This is a genomic window from Streptomyces sp. NPDC014733, assembly GCF_043083385.1.
Classification (GTDB): Bacteria; Actinomycetota; Actinomycetes; order Streptomycetales; family Streptomycetaceae; genus Streptomyces.
This window is the reverse complement of the sequence record NZ_JBIBYO010000002.1, coordinates 495494-514079: the sequence shown is the minus strand read 5'-3', so window position 1 is coordinate 514079 and position 18586 is coordinate 495494. Positions and strand designations below refer to the sequence as shown.

The 18586-nt window shown below is 73.1% G+C and carries 19 protein-coding genes; 10 read left to right on the top strand and 9 right to left on the bottom strand.

The features are described 5' to 3' along the window. Nucleotides 1-368: 368 nt before the first annotated feature. The 8 genes from ACF1BH_RS06995 to ACF1BH_RS06960 all read right to left on the bottom strand — a co-directional run bounded on the left by ACF1BH_RS06995 (nucleotide 369) and on the right by ACF1BH_RS06960 (nucleotide 6819). Entirely contained in the window at nucleotides 369-1778 is a 1410-nt protein-coding gene (locus ACF1BH_RS06995; protein ID WP_391641372.1) for an 8-oxoguanine deaminase, read from the bottom strand. Between the two features lie 42 nt (nucleotides 1779-1820). After that, entirely contained in the window at nucleotides 1821-3224 is a 1404-nt protein-coding gene (locus tag ACF1BH_RS06990; RefSeq protein WP_391641371.1) for a nucleobase:cation symporter-2 family protein, read from the bottom strand. Between the two features lie 131 nt (nucleotides 3225-3355). Beyond that, nucleotides 3356-4315 carry a factor-independent urate hydroxylase gene (gene pucL, locus ACF1BH_RS06985; protein WP_391641370.1) on the bottom strand — a complete coding sequence of 320 codons (960 nt, stop codon included), beginning with the start codon at nucleotides 4313-4315 and terminating at the stop codon, nucleotides 3356-3358. Nucleotides 4316-4322: 7 nt separating this feature from the next. Next, the gene (gene uraH / locus ACF1BH_RS06980) at nucleotides 4323-4727 is read right to left on the bottom strand and encodes a hydroxyisourate hydrolase (RefSeq protein ID WP_391641369.1); all 405 of its coding nucleotides are present in this window, start codon (nucleotides 4725-4727) and stop codon (nucleotides 4323-4325) included. Next, entirely contained in the window at nucleotides 4724-5245 is a 522-nt protein-coding gene (uraD, locus tag ACF1BH_RS06975; RefSeq protein WP_391641368.1) for a 2-oxo-4-hydroxy-4-carboxy-5-ureidoimidazoline decarboxylase, read from the bottom strand. Before uraD ends, uraH begins: the two co-directional genes overlap by 4 nt. Before the next feature lie 172 nt (nucleotides 5246-5417). Then, nucleotides 5418-5798, bottom strand: a complete 381-nt coding sequence (locus ACF1BH_RS06970; protein WP_391641367.1) for a helix-turn-helix domain-containing protein — start codon at nucleotides 5796-5798, stop codon at nucleotides 5418-5420. Next, nucleotides 5795-6049 (bottom strand): hypothetical protein, encoded by a 255-nt coding sequence (locus tag ACF1BH_RS06965; protein ID WP_030280231.1) that lies wholly within the window; start codon nucleotides 6047-6049, stop codon nucleotides 5795-5797. The genes ACF1BH_RS06970 and ACF1BH_RS06965 overlap by 4 nt, the downstream gene beginning before the upstream one ends. A 428-nt stretch (nucleotides 6050-6477) precedes the next feature. Next, nucleotides 6478-6819 carry a MerR family transcriptional regulator gene (locus tag ACF1BH_RS06960; RefSeq protein WP_391641366.1) on the bottom strand — a complete coding sequence of 114 codons (342 nt, stop codon included), beginning with the start codon at nucleotides 6817-6819 and terminating at the stop codon, nucleotides 6478-6480. Between the two features lie 885 nt (nucleotides 6820-7704). Here ACF1BH_RS06960 and ACF1BH_RS06955 point away from each other — a divergent pair. From ACF1BH_RS06955 to ACF1BH_RS06910, 10 genes are all read left to right on the top strand, one after another. After that, a complete protein-coding gene (locus tag ACF1BH_RS06955) occupies nucleotides 7705-7908 on the top strand; it encodes a cold-shock protein (RefSeq protein ID WP_030989011.1) in 204 nt (67 codons plus the stop codon). 340 nt (nucleotides 7909-8248) lie between these two features. Next, a complete protein-coding gene (locus tag ACF1BH_RS06950) occupies nucleotides 8249-9751 on the top strand; it encodes a DEAD/DEAH box helicase (protein ID WP_391641365.1) in 1503 nt (500 codons plus the stop codon). A 220-nt stretch (nucleotides 9752-9971) separates the two neighbouring features. After that, complete coding sequence (locus ACF1BH_RS06945) at nucleotides 9972-10280, top strand: SCO5918 family protein (protein WP_391641364.1); 309 nt, start codon at nucleotides 9972-9974, stop codon at nucleotides 10278-10280. A 591-nt stretch (nucleotides 10281-10871) separates the two neighbouring features. Then, nucleotides 10872-11708 carry a TIM barrel protein gene (locus ACF1BH_RS06940; protein ID WP_391641363.1) on the top strand — a complete coding sequence of 279 codons (837 nt, stop codon included), beginning with the start codon at nucleotides 10872-10874 and terminating at the stop codon, nucleotides 11706-11708. 43 nt (nucleotides 11709-11751) lie between these two features. Beyond that, a complete protein-coding gene (locus tag ACF1BH_RS06935) occupies nucleotides 11752-12648 on the top strand; it encodes a 2-hydroxy-3-oxopropionate reductase (RefSeq protein WP_391641362.1) in 897 nt (298 codons plus the stop codon). After that, nucleotides 12648-13796, top strand: coding sequence for a thiamine pyrophosphate-binding protein (locus ACF1BH_RS06930; protein WP_391641361.1), 1149 nt, complete (start codon nucleotides 12648-12650; stop codon nucleotides 13794-13796). Before ACF1BH_RS06935 ends, ACF1BH_RS06930 begins: the two co-directional genes overlap by 1 nt. A 204-nt stretch (nucleotides 13797-14000) precedes the next feature. After that, entirely contained in the window at nucleotides 14001-15473 is a 1473-nt protein-coding gene (locus ACF1BH_RS06925) for a catalase (protein ID WP_391641360.1), read from the top strand. 530 nt (nucleotides 15474-16003) lie between these two features. Then, nucleotides 16004-16729 (top strand): hypothetical protein, encoded by a 726-nt coding sequence (locus ACF1BH_RS06920; protein WP_391641359.1) that lies wholly within the window; start codon nucleotides 16004-16006, stop codon nucleotides 16727-16729. Nucleotides 16730-16806: 77 nt separating this feature from the next. Further along, entirely contained in the window at nucleotides 16807-17319 is a 513-nt protein-coding gene (locus tag ACF1BH_RS06915) for a GNAT family N-acetyltransferase (protein ID WP_391641358.1), read from the top strand. A 115-nt stretch (nucleotides 17320-17434) separates the two neighbouring features. Next, nucleotides 17435-17815: an MmcQ/YjbR family DNA-binding protein gene (locus ACF1BH_RS06910; RefSeq protein WP_391641613.1), complete on the top strand. Its 381-nt coding sequence runs from the start codon at nucleotides 17435-17437 to the stop codon at nucleotides 17813-17815. Nucleotides 17816-17851: 36 nt separating this feature from the next. Here the strand turns inward: ACF1BH_RS06910 and ACF1BH_RS06905 are convergent, their stop codons facing one another. Continuing rightward, complete coding sequence (locus ACF1BH_RS06905) at nucleotides 17852-18493, bottom strand: class I SAM-dependent methyltransferase (protein ID WP_391641357.1); 642 nt, start codon at nucleotides 18491-18493, stop codon at nucleotides 17852-17854. Between the last annotated feature and the right edge of the window lie 93 nt (nucleotides 18494-18586).

Sequence of the window (18586 nt, the reverse complement as noted above, 5' to 3'; positions counted from 1 at the left end):
GTCGATTTCCGCGCGCTCCTGCGGGGAGCGGCGCTTTGCTGTCACGGAGGGAGTGGTGCGGGTTGGTGCGCGCGCTGCGGGGTGCCGGCGCGGTGGGGGGTACGGGAACGACCGCGCGGGTGGGCGGTGGGGCACGGGACGCCGGTGGGCGGGGAGCGGGGCGCGGCGGTGCGGTGCGGGTGGCGGGCACGGCCGTGGCGGGACGGTGGCCCGGCGGCCCGGGGACGCGGGGTGGGCCCCGCGTCCCCGGGGTCGGGCGCTCGCGGAGCCGCTGGGGTTCCGCGAGCCCGGCCGGGAGCCGTCCCTCCCGGCCGGGTTCGGTGGGTGGCGCCGTCGGTGTCCGGCGGCGCCACGGGTTCGGCGCCGGGTCAGTCCCCGGCGGCGATCCTGGTCAGGCGCCGCGCCTCGTCGCGGGCGGCGCGGGCGACGGTGTCCTCGTCGACGCGGGTGAGGTGACCGTCCTCGACGACCGGGCGGCCGCCCACGAGGGAGAGGGTCACCGGTGCCGCCGCGCCGAAGACCAGCGCGGTGACCGGGTCGGCGATGGAGGAGTGGGCGAGCCCGTCCAGCTTCCAGAGGACCAGGTCGGCGAGTTTGCCGGGCTCCAGCGAGCCGATTTCGGCGGCGCGGCCCAGCACCCGGGCGCCGCCGTGGGTGCCGAGCCGCAGCGCCTTGCGGGCGGTGAGCGCGGCCTCCTTGTGGGCGCCGAGGCGGTTGATGAGCAGGGCGTTGCGCAGTTCGGTGTGGAGTTCGCCGGACTCGTTGGAGGCGGTGCCGTCCACACCGAGGCCGACGGGGACACCGGCGGCGAGCATGTCGGGGATGCGGGCGATGCCGGCGGCGAGGCGGGCGTTGGACGACGGGCAGTGGGCGACGCCGGTGCCGCTGCGGGCGAAGGCGTCGATGTCGGCGTCGTTCATGTGGACGCAGTGGGCCATCCACACGTCCTCGCCGAGCCAGCCGGTGGTCTCGAAGTAGGCCGTCGGGCCCATGCCGAAAAGCTCGTGGCAGAACTTCTCCTCCTCCACCGTCTCCGAGCCGTGGGTGTGCATCCGTACGCCCTTACGGCGCGCCAACTCGGCGCTCTGCCGCAGGAGTTCGGTGGAGACGGAGAAGGGGGAGCAGGGGGCCGCGGCGAGGTGGACCAGGGAGCCGAAGGAGGCGTCGTGGTGGGTGTCGATCGCCTCCTCGGTGGCGAGCAGGGCGCCCTCGGTGGTCTCGACGGCGAAATCCGGGGGCAGCCCGCCGTCCTTCTCGCTGCGGTCCATCGAGCCTCGGGCGAGGGTGAGCCGGGCGCCGATCGCGGCGGCGGCCTCCAGCTCCGCGGCGACGAGGTCTCCGGCGTCGCGGGGGAAGACGTAGTGGTGGTCGCAGGCGGTGGTGACGCCGCCGCGGACCATCATGCCGAGGGAGCCCTGGGTGGCGGCGGCCAGCATCGGCGCGTCGATCCGGGCCCACGTCGGGTAGAGCGCGACCAGCCAGTCGAAGAGGTTGTGGTCGGTGGCCAGGCCGCGGGTGATCCACTGGTAGAAGTGATGGTGGGTGTTGACCAGCCCGGGGGTGACCAGGTGGCCGGTGCCGTCGATGCGGCGGGTGACGTGCGTGAGGCCCTCGGGAGCCGGGCCCGCGCCCACCGCCTCGATGACGTTGCCGGCGATCACAACGTGTCCGATGGGGTGGACGGTGTCGTGGGCGTCGACGGTCGCGACGGCGCAGTTCTCGATGACGAACCGCTCGGTCGCGCTGTCAGGGGATGCCGGTGCTGCCGGTGCTGTCATGGACTTCCTGCTTTCGCTACGGCGGGCGGGCACGGCAGGGCCCTAGGAGATTTGAGTGCCGGAGCCGGACGGGGCGGCTGACAGTACCGCCGTCCGTGAGGTGCTCCGGGTGCCGAGATGGTGGAAGAACAGGTTGAGCAGGACGGCGACCAGGGCTCCGGCGCTGATCCCGGAGCCGAGGACGGTCTGTGCCCAGGCGGGGAAATCGGCGTAGAAGGTCGGCGCGGCGAGCGGGATGATGCCGGCGCCGAGCGAGACGGCCACCAGGATGATGTTGGAGCTGTCGTCGAGCCCGGCTTCGGCGAGGGTGCGGATGCCGCTGACGGCGATCGAGCCGAAGAGGACGATGCCGGCGCCGCCGAGAACCGGCATCGGGACGAGCGAGACGACCGCGCCGAGGACGGGGAACGCTCCGAGGACGAGGAGGGTGCCGCCCGCGGCGGCGACCACGTAGCGGCTGCGGACGCGGGTGAGCGAGACGACGCCGACGTTCTGGGCGAAGGCGCTGGTGGCGAAGCCGCCGAAGAGCGGCCCCAGGAGGGTGGCGAGGCCGTCGGTGCGCAGACCGCGGGTGAGGGTGGCGCCGTCGCAGCGCCGGTCGCAGATCTCGCCGAGCGCGAGCATCCCGGCGGCGGATTCCGTCATCAGGACGAGCATCACGATGCAGAGCGAGAGGATCGCGGCGGGCTGGAACTCCGGCGGGCCGAACGCGAAGGGCGTGGGCAGCGCCGCGACGGGCGCCGAGCGCAGCCCGTCGAAGCTCGCCATGCCGAAGGGGATGGCCGCGAGGGTGCCGATGACCAGGCCGAGCAGCAGGGCGACCTGTTTGCCGAAGCCCTTGGCGAAGCGCTGGATGAGCAGGATCACCAGGAGGGTGAAGGCGGCGAGGGCGAGGTTCTTCATGTCGCCGAACCCGGGGGCGTTCTTGTCGCCGCCCTGGGCCCAGCCGACCGGTACCGGCATGAGGGTGACGCCGATGAGGGTGATGACCACGCCGGTGACCAGCGGCGGGAAGAAGCGGAGCAGTCTGCCGAAGAACGGTCCGACGGCGAGACAGAAGACTCCGGCGACCATCACCGCCCCGTAGATGGCGGGGAGTTGGTGGCCTTTGGCGGTGGTCTCCGCGATGGCGAGCATCGGGGTGATCCCGGCGGAGCTGGCGGCGTTGACGAAGGGCAGGCGGTTGCCGACGGCCTTGCGGATGCCGAGGGTCTGCAGGAGCGTGGCGCAGCCGGCGATCAGGAGGCCGGCGGCGATGAGGCGGGTGCGGCCGGCGGCGTCCAGCCCGACGGCCTGGCCGATGATGAGCGGCGGGGTGACGACGCCGGCGTACATGGCGGCGATGTGCTGGAGGGCGGCGGGAATCAGCCGCTTGGGCCCCGGCTTCTCGTCCACGGGGTGGACCGGTGGGGCGGGTTGGTGCCGGTCGTGCGGGAGCTGTGCCATGGGTGGGTCCCCTCAAGGATGCGCGGCCCCTCCCCCCTGGGCGTGGGGAGGGGACACTGGGGCGTGTCCGTGAAGTCCCGTCGGGCGGGGCTTCACGGACAGGCCCTGGGCACGGCGCTGCGTCCAAGCCGTCAGAGGTTGGTCAGATCCTGGGGGATCAGGGCTTCGACACCGTCGCGCAGAACAGTGGCTTCGATCAGGCCGTACGGGCGGTCCGCGGCGTAGTAGACGGCGCCGTCGGCGGCGTCGTTCTTGAGACCGAACGGCTCCAGGTCCACCTTGAAGTGGTGCTTGTTCGGGAGCGAGAAGCGGATCTCGTCGATCTCGGAACGGTTGTTGATGATGCGCGACCCCATCTGGTACAGGGTCTGCTGGAGCGAGAGGCTGTAGGTCTCCGCGAACGCCTCCAGCATGTGCTTCCGCACCTGGGCGTAGGAGCGCTCCCAGTGCGGCATCCGCTGGTCGTCGTCGGTCCAGTTGAACCGCCAGCGGCTGGAGACCTCGGTGGCGAGGATGCGGTCGTAGTCCTCCTTGAGCGTCGTGTACTTGTCCTTGATGTAGCCCCAGAACTCCGAGTGGGTGGAGTTCATGACGACGAGGTCCTTCAGGCCGGAGATGACCTGCCAGTGCTCACCGTCGTAGGTGATCTCGGTCAGGCGGGTCTCCTGGCCCTTGCGGACGAAGGAGTGCTTGACCTCGTCGGCGCCGATGAAGCGGGAGTTGCCGTCGGAGGTGGCGATCCGCTCCCAGGCGTACTCCTCGATGCGGATGCGGGCCCGCTTGATCGGCTCCTGGCTGGTGACGAAGTGGCGGGCGAGGTGGATGCCGAACTGCTCCGCCGATTCGATGCCGTGTTCCTTGGCGAAGGCGTACACCGTGTTCTTGGTGGTGTCGGTGGGGAGGCAGTTGGCGTTGGAGCCGGAGAGGTGGACCTCTTCGAGGTCGCCGGAGAGGGCGACGGAGACGTTGAGGTCCTTGATGTGGTGGGTGTCGCCGTCCCGGACGATCTTGACGACGCGGTTCTCCGCTTTGCCGTACTGGTTCTGGCCGAGCATCACAAGGCGGGGCGTGGCAGGGCGGTTGGCGGTCATGTCGGTGCTAGCTCCCTCGGTATACGGAGTAGCCGAACGGGTTGAGCAGCAGCGGTACGTGGTAGTGCTCGCCCGGCTTGACGGCGAAGGTGATCGCCACTTCCGGGAAGAAGGCACCGCTGTCCCTTACGCGGGGGGCGTCCTGCTGTTCCTCGGCTTGCTGACGGGTGCGGGACTCGAAGTACCCCTCGACGGCGAAGTCGAGACGTACGTGGGTGGTGCCCTCCGGCAGGGCCGGAAGGTCCTTGCAGCGTCCGTCGGCGTCGGTCGCGGAGGCGCCGTGGGCGCGCCAGTCGCCGTCGCGTCCTGCGCGCACGGCGAGCGTGAGGGCGACGCCCTCCGCGGGGCGGCCCACGCTGGTGTCCAGGATGTGCGTGGACACCGACGTCGGTGCGGCCGTCTCGCTGCTCATGCGGGGTCTCCTTCGGCGGTCTCCGTCATACGGTGCAGACGGATGCGGTTGATCTTGCCCAGCTCCGTCCGGACGATCTCGCGTTCCCGCTCCGGCGCGTTGCCGAGGCGTTCCCGGGCGGCGTCCCTCATCTGCTCCCCGGTGCGCCCGGAGGCGCAGATCAGGAAGGTGTGCCCGAACTTCTCCTGGTAGGCGAGGTTGAGGTCGAGCATCTCCTCCTTGAGCGCGGCGGAGGCCGAAGCCATGCCGCTCTGCTCGCGGGAGGAGGTGGGATCGCCGGGTGTCGGCCGGCCGATGGGCGGGTGCCCCGCCATCGCCTCCGCCAGGTCGTCCGCGGTCAGCTCCGCCATGGCGGCGTCGCTCGCCGCGTACAGGGCGTCGGTGGTGGCGTACGGGCGGCGGGCGGCGAGTGCGCTCCCCCAGGCCCTGCTGGTGCAGACCTCGTGCAGTGCGGCGAGTGCCGTACCGTCGTCGGCCGCGTTGAACCGGGCGAGGCCCGGGGTCGTACTCGAAGACACGGGAAGCCTCCGTGGCCTGATGCTGATGGCTCTGCTTGGCTGGGGAACAGCTAAGACCTCCGGCAACATCACGTCAACACTTTGTTGAAAAGTCGGTAACGCAAAAGCCGCCGCCCGGATTTTCCGGACGGCGGCAGGGGCCGATCGGCCGCCCTGGTGCGGCCGTTGGGGTTCAGTCCTCCCGCTTCGCGGCGTTCTCCCTGTTCAGGTAGTTGTAGACGGTGAAGCGGCTGACCCCCAGCGCCCCGGCTACGGTCTCCACGCCGTGGCGGACGGAGAAGGCGCCGCGGGTCTCCAGGATGCGGACGACGGACTGCTTGGCCTTACGGTCGAGATCGGCCAACGGCACGCCGTGGCGGCGCTCCAGCTCGGCCAGCAGATGGTCGAGCGATTCCGACAGGTGCGGCAGACGCACGGCGACCCGCGCCTCCCCCTCCCAGCTGAGGACGACATCGTCCCCCTGGGCGAGACCGGGGGCGACCATCTGCCCGCCCATCGCGTCGACCAGCGGTTTGACCGCCCGGACGAACGGGTGGTCCGCGGGGTCCGTCACCGGGCACCCTCCCCGGAGCCGGCGCCGTCCACCACGTTGACCTGGAGGGAGACGCGGGTGGCGCCCGCCTCCAGGGCGTCGCGCAGCAGGGCGGTCACCGTGTCGAGGACCCGTCCGGCGTCGCCCTCGGCGGTGTTGCCGAACGGGCCGACGTCGACGGCGTCCAGCCCGGCGCCCGTGACGACCTCGCGCGCCACCACCGCATGGGCGGGCGCCTCGTCGAGATCGAACGGTTCGGTCGTGAACTCCAGCTTCAATCGCACTACGCCCCCATGGCATCGCTCTGACCTGCGCGTGCTCTCAGACAGCTGCCTGAAAGGGCACATCCGGGGGACCTTTCCCCGCCGCCTGCCTCCTCGCCGGGCCCCGAAGGCCCGGCCGGCGCCGCGGCCACCGCTTCCCCGACCCGGGAAAGCGGTGGCCGCAGACGTTCGAGGTCATCGCGGCGTCGGTGTGCCCCGGACGCTCCGGGATGACCTTAACGGACTCCCCTGTGGCGACCGCGGGGGCGCGGAGACATGCCGCGGGGCATGGGGCCCGGTGCCCCGGTACGCCGCTTCACCGGTCCCGGCTCCCTCGTCACGCGGAGCCTCCTTCGGCCACGGGAGGGCCGAACGTCGCGAGGCTGCCGGCCAGTTGCCCGCCGGCGCGCCGACGGCCGCGCGGGAGAGGCACCGCATCAGTCCCGCCGGCCCGGTTCGGCCGCGCCGCGGCGGAGTTCTTCGTTGAGGCGCTGAGCCTCTTCGAGCTGGTCCTCGAGGATGACGATGCGGCAGGCCGCGTCGATCGGGGTGCCCTGGTCGACGAGTTCGCGGGCGCGGGCCGCGATGCGCAACTGGTAGCGGGAGTAGCGGCGGTGGCCCCCTGCGGAGCGCAGGGGGACGATGAGGCGCGCCTCGCCGACGGCCCGCAGGAAGGCCGGGGTGGAGCCGATCATCTCCGCCGCCCGGCCCATGGTGTAGGCGGGGTAGTCGTCGTCATCGAATTTGTCGGTGGCGCGCGGAGGGTTTTCTCGGGTCATCGAACCTCTTCGGGGAACGCGTTCATACCGGGCCAGGACCCGAGGATTTCCACACCATCTGCCGGGACCACGCTCCGGCCTGCCGCCTTCGCGCACACGCCCGAGGGGCGGCGGAGCGGGGGTCGCCGGGCGGGGAGCGGAGGCCGCCTTCCGGCCGGGCTCTGCGGTACCCGGCCGGGCCGGGGCCGTCTGCGGACGATCCTGATGACGCCTGCTCCTCGCCTTCTTTTCCTACGCTCTTCGGTGGTGACGCCGTGCAGTGACGGCCGGCACCCCATAAGGCCACCTTACTGATTTCGTCGGCTGCAAGAAAAATGCTGAGTATCCGAAACGGATATTTCTACCGTGACCGATGGAGGTTTCGGCCGCCGACCGGCGCGGGACCCGGCATCCCGCCGGAGCGGCGGGCCGTGCGGTCCGGGTGCCGGTGCGCGCACGGAAAGGGGTGGGCCCGCCCCGCGGGAGCGTGATGCCGGCCCGCCGGCGGATCGTGCGGGGCCCCGCACGGCCGTGCGGCGGTCACACCGGCCCCGGAGCCCGGCCCCGGGCGCCAAGCCGGCGGCTCCCCCATTTCCGGGTACTTCACCACACGCACCCGCCTCGAATATCTCATGCCGCAACTGCAGAAATGATTGGACGGCGCGGGAGGGGTTTTCCGCCCGGGAAAGCGTGCGGAGTCGTTTTGCTGTGCAGGCCCGCCGGTCACGTGCTAGCTTCGAAGCCAGTTGCAGTTGTGGTTCCCAAAGACTCAAGTGCGCTCGCCCTTTTTCCATCGGGCTGGAGCGCTTCAGTATTTTCCGGGTTGTTTCCGGACGGGGCAATCATCGCGGCGACACGGAGTCCGCAGGGTGCGGGCTCCGGGCACTGCCCCGAAGGAGAAATGACATGGCCAACGGCACCGTGAAGTGGTTCAACGCGGAAAAGGGCTTCGGCTTCATCGAGCAGGAGGGCGGCGGCGCCGACGTCTTCGCCCACTACTCGAACATCGCCACCCAGGGCTTCCGTGAGCTCCAGGAAGGCCAGAAGGTGACCTTCGACGTCACGCAGGGCCAGAAGGGCCCGCAGGCCGAGAACATCGTTCCCGCCTGACGCCTGCGCGTACGCCGAGCCGGGGCCCGCACCTTGGGTGCGCGCCCCGGCTCGGCGTTTTCCGCGCCCGCCCGGACACGGGCACGACCGCCGCGCGGTACCGCTCCCCGCCCCTGAAACGGCCGGGGCACGGCGCGGGACGGACAGAAATCCGGCCCGCTCCGCATCCGGCAACGGCATCACTTTTCTCCACGGCCGTGCCGGCCAATTCCCGAGGACCGGGCCGATATCGTTCCGCCCCGCCTCGTCTCAGCTTTTCCCGGTTCGTTCTGGCGATTCCCCGTGCGCGGCCCAGTGCCGTCAGGAATTCCTCGACGTGCCGCTTCGAGGAAGGTTCGCCATGAACCGCACAGCCCGCACGTACGACCGTTCCCGCCGCTTCGGCTCCGGCCGTGGCGCGTCCGGCCGCTCCGGCTTCTCCCACCAGGCGTCGAAGCGCGCCGGCGGCCACCGCCGTCCCGCCGCACCGCAGGGCGAATTCGCGCTGCCCGTGACGCACACCCCCGCCCTCCCCCCGGCCGAGTCCTTCGCCGAGCTGGACATGCCGTCCGAGCTGCTGGCATCGCTCACCGCTGAGGGAGTCACGGCCCCGTTCCCCATCCAGGCCGCCACGCTGCCGAACTCCCTGGCCGGGCGCGACGTCCTGGGCCGCGGACGCACCGGCTCCGGTAAGACGCTCGCCTTCGGCCTCGCGCTGCTGGCCCGCACGGCGGGCCGACGGGCCGAACCGCGGCAGCCACTGGCGCTGGTCCTGGTCCCCACCCGGGAGCTGGCGCAGCAGGTCACGGACGCGCTCACCCCGTACGCCCGGTCGCTGAAGCTGCGGCTGGCCACCGTCGTCGGCGGGATGTCGATCGGCCGGCAGGCCGGTGCGCTGCGGGGCGGCGCCGAGGTCGTGGTCGCGACACCGGGGCGCCTGAAGGACCTCATCGAGCGCGGCGACTGCCGTCTGGACCAGGTCGCCGTCACCGTGCTCGACGAGGCCGACCAGATGGCCGACATGGGCTTCATGCCGCAGGTCACCGCGCTGCTCGATCAGGTCGAGCCCAAGGGGCAGCGGATGCTCTTCTCGGCCACCTTGGACCGCAACGTCGACCTGCTGGTCCGGCGCTACCTGACCGACGCCGTCGTGCACTCCGTCGATCCCTCGGCGGGCGCGGTCACCACGATGGAGCACCACCTGCTCCAGGTGCACGGCGCGGACAAAAACGCCGTCGTCACGGAGATCGCCGCCCGCGAGGGCCGGTCGATCATGTTCCTGGACACCAAGCACGCCGTCGACAAGCTCACGAAGCACCTGCTCAACAGCGGTGTCCGGGCCGCGGCCCTGCACGGCGGGAAGTCCCAGCCGCAGCGCACCCGCACCCTGGCCCAGTTCAAGACCGGCGCCGTCACGCTGCTGGTGGCCACGAACGTCGCCGCCCGCGGCATCCACGTCGACGACCTCGACCTCGTCGTCAACGTGGATCCGCCCACCGATCACAAGGACTACCTGCACCGCGGCGGCCGCACCGCCCGCGCGGGCCGCTCCGGCAGTGTCGTCACGCTGGTGCTGCCCAACCAGCGCCGCGCGATGGATCGCATGATGGAGCACGCGGCCATCACCCCGAGCTCCACCCGGGTCCGCTCCGGCGAGGCCGAACTGAACCGGATCACCGGTGCGCAGGCCCCGTCGGGCATCCCCGTCACCATCGCGGCCCCGGTCGCCGAACCGGCCAGGCGCAGTGGCTCCGCCACCCGCAGCCGTCGTTCCCGCCCCGCCCGGGGCCGACGCTCCACGGGAGCCTCCCGGACCGCGGCACCCACGTCCCGCGGCCGGTCCGCCACCGACCGGGCCGCGTAACGGGCCCCGGGGCCCGGCGTCACCGCGGGAGGGCAGGCCGAAGCGTCATGGAGCTCCTCCCGGCAGTGGCACCCCGTGCCGTTCCGGCGGGCGTGGTGGCTCCGCGGCCACTCGCCCACGCCACGGCAGCGGACCGGCGGCGGCACGTCCGTCCGCCGGCCCCGCTCCCGGCCGCACCGGCACTCCGTCCGGCTTATTCCTCCGACCCTGTTGAGGCATCATGCGCTGTGTCATCGCCCGCTTCCCCTTCGACCTGATCAAGACCGAGGTGCAGGACGCGATGAAGGGCGTCACACCCGAACCGGTCACGGGAGACTCCGTGCTCATCGGCCGCCGCCACTACCCCGTCAAGCAGGTCGGCGAGGTCATCACCCGGCAGGACCGCCGCGACTTCACCGCCGGTGAGGTCACCCGCGCCCTGACCCGCCTCGGCTTCACCTGCCGGTCGGCCGCCGCCCCCGCCCCTCCGGCCCCCGCCACTCCGCTGGAGGCGGCCGCCGCCCTCCTGGGGAACCCGTCCCACAGCTGATGAGCGGGCGGCGCGACCGCCCGACGCGGTGATCTCGCGGCCGGAGCGGCCGTGTCGCCGCTGCGGCAGAGGAGTTGAACCGCCGCGCCCCGTTCCCGGGGCGCGGCGAAGGCCCAGGTCCAAGACCTGGGCCTTCGCCGTTCCGGGGCGGGCCCGCCGGACCCCGCAGCCGGCGGCCCGCCACCTGCCCGGTCGGCGGCAAGCGGCACCCGGATCCGTCGGCAGCCTTCCGGAGAGCGCCTCCGGCCGGTGCGGGAGCAAGGGCCTCAGCGCTCTACGCTCCCGCCGGCCAGAGGCGTTTTCCGTCGCCCCGACCGCCCGCCGGGGAGCCGGCTTCACGAAAGCGCAGGCCAGGGCGCATGAACGCCGTGCGCGCAGACCGGAGCCCAACCGGCAGGGCCCGGCCCGCCCTCACACGCCGCACACCCCACGCGGGCACCGCCGCCACCGGAAAATGCCCCGGCCCCCTCTTGACAGCCACCGAGACCGCCAGGCACTGTTCCGTTACGCAGAAAGCATATTCCACTATGCAGAATATTCGCCAGCATGCGACACGCCCTGACACCTCAGCCGGAAGGAGCGCCGGGCCTCATGGGATTCACGGACACACGCTTCAACGTCAACCTGTCGATCCTGTTCACCGAACTCCCGCTGCTGGAGCGCCCGGCGGCCGCGCGGGCCGCGGGGTTCACGGCGGTGGAGCTGTGGTGGCCGTGGACCGACGCTCCCGTCCCCGAGCAGCCGGAACTCGACGCCCTGCGGGACGCGTTGCGCGACGCGGGCACCGCCCTGACCGGCCTGAACTTCTACGCGGGGCAACTGCCGGGCCCGGACCGCGGCGCGCTGTCGCTGCCGGGTGAGGAGTCGGCGCGGTTCCGGGCGAACGTCCCGGTGGCGGTGGCGTTCGGCCGCTCGCTCGGCTGCACCACCTTCAACGCGCTCTACGGCAACCGCGTCGAGGGCGTCGACCCGGCCGAACAGGATGCGCTGGCGCTGGAGAACCTCGCGTTCGCGGCGCGGGCGGTCGGCGCGGACGGCACTCTGCTGATCGAGGCGCTGAACGCCCCCGAGTCGCCGCGCTGCCCGATCGTCTCCGCGCCGAAGGCGGTCGAGGTCGTTGACGCGGTGAACGCCGCGACCGGCCTGGGCAACGCCCGCTTCCTGATGGACCTCTACCACCTGTCCATGAACGGCGAGGACCTCGACGAGGTCATCGACCGCTACACGGGCCGCACCGCGCACGTGCAGATCGCCGACAACCCCGGCCGCGGCGCGCCCGGCACCGGCGATCTGGACCTCGCCGGGCTCCTCGCCCGGCTGCGGAAGAACGGCTACGACGGCTACGTCGGCCTGGAGTACAAGCCCGGCGACGGCCCCTCCGCGGGCGCGTTCGGCTGGCTGCCCGCGCCGCTGCGCGCCGCGCACTGACCGCCGCCGCCCCGCCCCCGCCGACTGTGAAAGAGGCTTCACGATGAGCAACCTTCCCAAGATCGCGTGGATCGGCCTCGGCATCATGGGCTCGCCCATGGCCGAGAACCTGATCAAGGCCGGTTACGAGGTGACCGGCTACACCCTGGAGGCCGACAAGCTCGACCGGCTGGCCGCGGCCGGCGGCACCGCCGCGGCGTCGATCGCCGAGGCGGTCCGCGAGGCCGACGTGGTGATCACGATGGTCCCGGCCTCCCCGCAGGTCGAGGCCATCGCGTACGGCCCGGACGGCATCCTGGAGAACGCCCGGCACGGCGCGCTGCTGATCGACATGTCCTCGATCACCCCGCGGACCAGCATCGATCTGGCCGCGAACGCCGCCGCCAAGGGCATCCGGGTGCTGGACGCCCCGGTCTCCGGCGGTGAGGCCGGGGCCGTCGAGGCGGTGCTGTCGATCATGGTCGGCGGCGAGCAGTCCGACTTCGACACCGCCAAGCCGCTCTTCGAGGCGCTGGGCAGGACGATCGTGCTGTGCGGGCCGCACGGCTCCGGGCAGACGGTCAAGGCGGCCAACCAGCTGATCGTCGCCGTCAACATCCAGGCGTGCGCGGAGGCCGTGGTCTTCCTGGAGAAGTCCGGCGTCGACCTCGGCGCGGCGCTCGACGTCCTCGGCGGCGGGCTGGCCGGGTCCACGGTCCTGGCGCGGAAGAAGGAGAACTTCAAGAACCGCGACTTCACCCCCGGCTTCCGGATCGATCTGCACCACAAGGACATGGGCATCGTCACCGACGCGGCCCGCAACGTCGGGGCGGCGCTGCCGGTCGGCGCGGTCGTTGCCAACCTCGTCGCCTCGCTGCGCGCCCAGGGCGACGGCGGGCTCGACCACTCCGCCCTGCTGCGCGGCGTGGAGCGGCTGTCCGGGCACGGCGCCGCCGTCTGATGGGCGGCGCGCCGCGGCGCGTCCCCGCGCTGCGCGGCGTGGTCCGCGCCCTGCGCCGGGCGGGCTGCGACACCGTCTTCGGCTGCCCCGGCGCCACCCTCGCCCCGCTGTACGCGGCGCTCGACGGACCCGGGATCACGCACCTCGCGGTCCGGCACGCGGAGAGCGCGCCGCACATGGCGATCGGCTGGTCCCGTGTCCGGGGCCGGGCGGCGCTCGCGGCGGTACCGGCCGGCACCGGCGCCGCCCGGGTGCTCCCGGCGCTGGGCGTGGCGCTGGCGGACGCGGTGCCGCTGGTGTGCGTCGTCGGTACCGGCCCCCCGGCCGGCCCGGGCACCGGGCCCGATCTGGTGCGCCTCGCCCGTCCGCTGGTGAAGTGGGCGGTCCGGGTCGAGCAGCCCGCCCGGCTGGCCTGGGCGTTCCGGGAGGCGCTGTGGACCGCGCGGGAGGGGAGCGCGGGCCCGGTGCTGATCGAGCTGCCGGCGGCGGTGGCCTCCGCCACGGTCCCGGCCGACGGGCCCGGCGACCGGCAGCACGCACCGCCAGGACCGCCCCGGCCCCCGGCGCCCCCCGCACATCCGCCGCTCCCCGCTCACCCGGAGATCGCCGGGTGGCTGGCGGACGGGGCGGAGACCTACCTGGTGGGGGCGGACGCCGCGGCGTATGCGGCGGCCGGGGGCGGGCGGTTGCGGGCGGTGGCCACCGCCGCCGGGCCCCCGGGCTGGGAGGTCCCCACCGCGCTCGGCGTCCGTGCGGCGCTGGACGCGGCGGGGCCGGCCGGCGCGGACGGCGCGGAGGTGGTCGCCCTGCTCGGCGATCCGCACGGCTTCCCGGCGCTCGCCGGGGAGTTGGCCCTCGCGGCGCACCGTGGCGCCCCGCTGGTGCTGCTGATGCCGCCGGACCGCGCCGGACTCCCGCCGGAGCCCGGTCCGGCCGGGCCCGGGGAGGACGCGTCCTTCACCGACCCGGTGAAGCTCGTCGCGGCCTACGGCTGCGCGGGCCGCACCGCGGACGGGCCCGGGGAGCTGCGCTCCGCGCTCGCCTGGGCCCGTAAGGAAGCGGTCTCCACCCGGCGGCCGGTCCTGGTCCGGGCCCGGTACGCCACGGCGCCCGCGGCCGGCGGGCCGCCCCGCACCGCCCGGCAGTGACCGGGCCCCGAGACTTCCGGACGGCGTCCGCGCCGACACCTGTCCTGTCGCGCCCAGGCGCGGCCGCCGTCCGGAACACCCCGTGCCGTACCGGCAGTTCTTTGCCCGCACTTGTTTCAACAAACTGTTGACGTTTGGTCGGGGCGGTTCCTACGCTCCCGACATGCGGAAGCCAACTTCCGCGCTCTCGTACGGAAGGTCATCATGACGAAGCCCACGCCGACCGCGCGCGTTCTCACCACGGAGTCCGGCGCCCCCGTCGCCGACAACCAGAACTCCTCCACCGCCGGCGTCGGCGGCCCGATCGTCCTCCAGGACCAGCATCTGCTGGAGAAGCTCGCGCGGTTCAACCGCGAGCGCATCCCGGAGCGCGTCGTGCACGCCCGGGGCTCCGGCGCCTACGGCCACTTCGAGGTGACCGATGATGTCACCGGCTTCACCAGCGCCGACTTCCTGAGCGCCGTCGGGAAGCGCACCGAGCTGTTCATCCGCTTCTCGACCGTCGCCGACAACCTCGGCGGGCCGGACGCGGCGCGCGACCCCCGCGGCTTCGCCGTGAAGTTCTACACCGAGGAGGGCAACTACGACCTCGTCGGCAACAACACCCCGGTCTTCTTCATCAAGGACCCGCTGAAGTTCCCGGACTTCATCCACTCGCAGAAGCGCGACCCGTTCACCGGCAAGCAGGAGCCGGACAACGTCTGGGACTTCTGGGCCCACGCCCCCGAGGCCACCCACCAGGTCACCTGGCTGATGGGCGACCGCGGCATCCCCGCGTCGTACCGCCACATGAACGGCTACGGCTCGCACACCTACCAGTGGACGAATGCCGAGGGCGAGTCCTTCTTCGTCAAGTACCACTTCAAGACGAACCAGGGCATCCGCTGCCTCAGCGCCGAACAGGGCGCCGAGCTGTCCGGCACCGACCCCAACAGCCACCAGACCGACCTGCTGCAGTCCATCGAGCGCGGCGTGTACCCGTCGTGGACGCTGTACGTGCAGCTCATGCCGGTGGCCGAGGCGGCGGACTACCGCTTCAACCCGTTCGACCTCACCAAGGTGTGGCCGCACAAGGACTACCCGCTCCAGCGGGTCGGCCGCATGGTGCTGGACCGCAACCCCGACAACGTCTTCGCCGAGGTCGAGCAGTCCGCCTTCTCGCCGAACAACTTCGTCCCCGGCATCGGCCCGTCGCCCGACAAGATGCTCCAGGGCCGCCTCTTCGCCTACGCCGACGCGCACCGCTACCGCCTGGGCGTCAACCACACCCAGCTGCCGGTGAACGCCCCGAAGGCGACCGTCGCCCGCAACTACGGGCGCGACGGCCTGATGGCCACCAACGGCTACGACCGGCATGCGAAGAACTACGAGCCCAACTCCTACGGCGGGCCCGTGCAGAGCGACCGGCCGCTCGCCGCGCCGCTCGCCGTCAACGGCCACGTAGGCACCCACGCGGCGCCCGCGCACACCAAGGATGACGACTTCATCCAGGCGGGTGAGCTGTACCGGCTGATGTCCGAGGACGAGAAGCAGCGCCTGATCGCCAACATCGCCGGCGGCCTCTCGCAGGTCGGCCGCGAGGACGTCATCGAGAAGAACCTCGCCCACTTCCACGCCGCCGACCCCGAGTACGGCGAGCGCGTCGAGGCGAAGGTCCGCGAACTGCGCGAGGACTGACGGGAGGTCAGCTTCCCCGCGCATCCGTACCGGCCGGTCCGCTGAGGGGTGGCCGGCCGGTACGGAAGGGAAGCGCGGCGCTCCGCGGCCCCCGGGGAGACCGGTGCGGTGGCAGCGCGCGCCCGGCAGGCGCGCCCTCCCCCGCCGCGGAGCCCGCCGCTCCCGCCCTTCCGCACGACCCACGAGCTCCGTCCGGCGCCGCGCTGTCCTGTCGCGCCCGAAACGCGCGTCGCCGGACGGGAACCACCCGCGCACGGCCCGGATCCGTACGGTCACGGATCCGGGCCGTCCGTGTGCCGACGGCGGCGCGCGGCGGACACGGTGCGCGCCCGCGTACGCGCCCCCTGCGCCCGGGCCAGGGCCCCGCGGAGGCCGTACGCTCCCCCGATGTCCCCGGCCGACCCGCGGCGATCGGCAGCGATCGGCGCGAATCAGTCCCCTGTCGGCCTGTTCGGGGGCACGATGGCAGAAATCAGCGGGCGTGCGGCGCCGGAAGACCGCCGCCCACCGATAGAACGCCAGGAGCGACCATGGCCGACAGCGTGCCGGTGCGGTGCCCCACGTGCCGCCGCGAGAACGCCTTCACCCCGCCGACCTTCCCCTGCGCGTGCGGAGCGCCGCTGACGGTGCCGGTGCTGCGCGGCGGCGTCCCCGTCGAGATCGTGCACCGCACCTGGCAGGGTTCCTGGGTGGCGGTGCGCTGCGAACTCTGCGGCCGCCAGGACGAGTGGCCTGCACCGGAGTCCGGCTGTGTCTGCGGCACGGTCGTCCGCATCCCGGTGGTGCCGGTCCCGCCCGCACCGCCGCACGGCGCCGCCCCCGGCAGCCGCGGTACGGCACCGGCGGCCCCGCCCCAGGTGCTGCGCCCGGCGTTCCGGCCGGTCACCATCCGCACCGCCCGCGACTGCGTCACCGCCGCCGCGCAGTATCTGAAGTGGCTGGGCTTCACCGACGTCCGCCGCACCCAGGAGCGGACGGCGTCCGGGGTGGATCTGCGGGGCACCGGTGTGGTGGCGCAGGTCGACCCGACGACGCGGTCCACGGCGCTGCGCGAGATCGAGTGCGTCTGGCTCAACGGCCTCCACGACTCGGCCATCGCCGTCTTCTTCTCCCTCGCCGGCTTCGCCCACGACGCCCGCTGCCGCGCCGACGACCTGCACATCCCGCTCTTCGTCATGGACCTGACGGGCACCCCGCAGCCGGTCAACGACGCCGCGGACGAGCTGATCCGCAACGGGGCGCAGGCGGGCGGGTGACGCGGGCCGTCCGCCCCGGTGCGTCCCCGTCCGGAATCCGGTTGCGTCGACGCGCCCGGTCGGCGCAGACTCCGCGGATGATCATCCGTCCGGCCCTTGAGACCGAACTGTCCGCCCTGCGCTACCTGGAGAGCGCCGCGGGCGCGCCCTTCCACGACATCGGCATGGCCTCCGTCGCGGAGGACGAACCGCCCGCACTCACCGTCCTCGCGGCGAGCCTGCGCGCCGGGCGGCTGCTCGTGGCGTACGAGGAGGGCGGGCCGGGCGACGGCCTCGCCGGGTATCTGATGTGGGAGCCGGTCGACGGCGCCACCCACATCGAGCAGGTGTCGGTGGCCCCCGCGTACGCCCACCGCCGTATCGGACAGGCGCTCATCGACCGGGCCGGAGCCGACGGCGGTGACCGCCCGCTGACCCTGACGACCTTCCGCGACGTGCCGTGGAACGCGCCCTACTACGCCCGCCTCGGCTTCCGCCCGCTCACCGACGCGGAGCTGACGCCCGGCCTGCGCGCGATCCGGGCGCACGAGGCGGAGCTGGGCCTGGACCGGTGGCCCCGGCTGTGCATGCGACGGGAGGCGGCCGGGTGACCGGCGACTGACGGCCACGGGGCGGGCCGGGGGCGGACGGCCGTCCGGCCGTGCCCGCCACCCGCCCCGGCACCCGTCCGGCACAATTGCCGCCGTGCCCGGCATAATTGCCGCCATGATCGACGCCCGGGCGCTGCGCGCCGTCTGCCTGGAACAGAACGGCGCGGGCGAGGAGTTCCCGTTCCCGCGCAGCCCTGATCTCTCCGTCTTCAAGGTCTGCGGCAAGATCTTCGCGCTGACGGATCTGACGGCCGATCCGCTCTCCGTCAGCCTCAAGTGCGACCCCGAGCTGGCGCCGCAACTGCGCGCCGCCCACCCGGAGATCATCCCCGGCTACCACCTCAACAAGCGGCACTGGAACACCGTCGCACTGACCGGTTCGCTCCCCGACCGGCTGGTGCGGGAGATGATCGAGGACTCCTACGACCTGGTCGTCGCGGGCCTGCCGCGCGCCGCGCGGCTGCGCCTCGACCGGGACCGGCCCCGCCGGGGCTGAGCGCCGCCCCGGAAGCGGCCCGGCGCCGCCCGCCGCTCAGGCCGTACGGTGCAGCCGCCACACCAGGTCCACCCGGGTCCCCGGCTCGCCCGTGGGCGACGGTGCGGGGCGCTCCACCGCCTCCCGGGTCACCACCCGCCAGGTCTCCGGCAGCGCGAGCTGCTCCAGGACGCCGTCGAGCGTCGGGAAGACCGCCTCGAAGGGGTGGTCGTGCTCGCCCTGCCAGGACGGCCAGCCGCCGTGCAGCACCAGCAGCAGCGTGCCGCCGGGGGCGACCGCCTCGGCGGCCAGCCGCAGCACACGGTCCTGGTCCAGCGCCACCGGCGATTGCAGGAACTCCGCGCTGACCAGGTCGTACGTCCCCTCCGGGAAGGTGACGCCCAGCTCGTGGCGCTGCCATGCGGTGCGCGCGGCGACGCCTGCTTCCGCGGCGTGGGCGGCCGCGCGCGCCAGCGCCGTCGCGGAGATGTCGACGCCGGTGACGCGCCAGCCGCGCCGGGCGAGCCAGACCGCGTCGGCGCCCTCCCCGCAGCCCAGCTCCAGGGCGGTGCCGGGCGGCAGCGCCTCGACCTCGCGGACCAGCAGCGGGTTGGGGTTGCCGCTCCAGAGCCGGTCGCTGTCGCGGTAGCGGTCCTCCCAGAAACGGGCCGGGTCGGTGGTCGGGGGCGTGGCGGACATGGCGCTCCTCGGGGGCTCGGCGGTCCGGCGCGCCGGGCGGGCGCACCGGCGGCCAGGATCGCGCCGGGTGCGGGGAGCGCCAAGGAAGGTTGC

Coding starts and splice junctions, on each gene's coding strand:
- ACF1BH_RS06995 (WP_391641372.1), bottom strand. CDS start 1,778: ATGACAGCACCGGCAGCACCGGCATCCCCTGACAGCGCGACCGAGCGG.
- ACF1BH_RS06955 (WP_030989011.1), top strand. CDS start 7,705: ATGGCCAACGGCACCGTGAAGTGGTTCAACGCGGAAAAGGGCTTCGGC.
- ACF1BH_RS06990 (WP_391641371.1), bottom strand. CDS start 3,224: ATGGCACAGCTCCCGCACGACCGGCACCAACCCGCCCCACCGGTCCAC.
- ACF1BH_RS06935 (WP_391641362.1), top strand. CDS start 11,752: ATGAGCAACCTTCCCAAGATCGCGTGGATCGGCCTCGGCATCATGGGC.
- ACF1BH_RS06960 (WP_391641366.1), bottom strand. CDS start 6,819: ATGACCCGAGAAAACCCTCCGCGCGCCACCGACAAATTCGATGACGAC.
- ACF1BH_RS06915 (WP_391641358.1), top strand. CDS start 16,807: ATGATCATCCGTCCGGCCCTTGAGACCGAACTGTCCGCCCTGCGCTAC.
- ACF1BH_RS06925 (WP_391641360.1), top strand. CDS start 14,001: ATGACGAAGCCCACGCCGACCGCGCGCGTTCTCACCACGGAGTCCGGC.
- pucL (WP_391641370.1), bottom strand. CDS start 4,315: ATGACCGCCAACCGCCCTGCCACGCCCCGCCTTGTGATGCTCGGCCAG.
- ACF1BH_RS06950 (WP_391641365.1), top strand. CDS start 8,249: ATGAACCGCACAGCCCGCACGTACGACCGTTCCCGCCGCTTCGGCTCC.
- ACF1BH_RS06905 (WP_391641357.1), bottom strand. CDS start 18,493: ATGTCCGCCACGCCCCCGACCACCGACCCGGCCCGTTTCTGGGAGGAC.
- ACF1BH_RS06910 (WP_391641613.1), top strand. CDS start 17,435: ATGATCGACGCCCGGGCGCTGCGCGCCGTCTGCCTGGAACAGAACGGC.
- ACF1BH_RS06945 (WP_391641364.1), top strand. CDS start 9,972: ATGCGCTGTGTCATCGCCCGCTTCCCCTTCGACCTGATCAAGACCGAG.
- uraH (WP_391641369.1), bottom strand. CDS start 4,727: ATGAGCAGCGAGACGGCCGCACCGACGTCGGTGTCCACGCACATCCTG.
- ACF1BH_RS06920 (WP_391641359.1), top strand. CDS start 16,004: ATGGCCGACAGCGTGCCGGTGCGGTGCCCCACGTGCCGCCGCGAGAAC.
- ACF1BH_RS06930 (WP_391641361.1), top strand. CDS start 12,648: ATGGGCGGCGCGCCGCGGCGCGTCCCCGCGCTGCGCGGCGTGGTCCGC.
- ACF1BH_RS06940 (WP_391641363.1), top strand. CDS start 10,872: ATGGGATTCACGGACACACGCTTCAACGTCAACCTGTCGATCCTGTTC.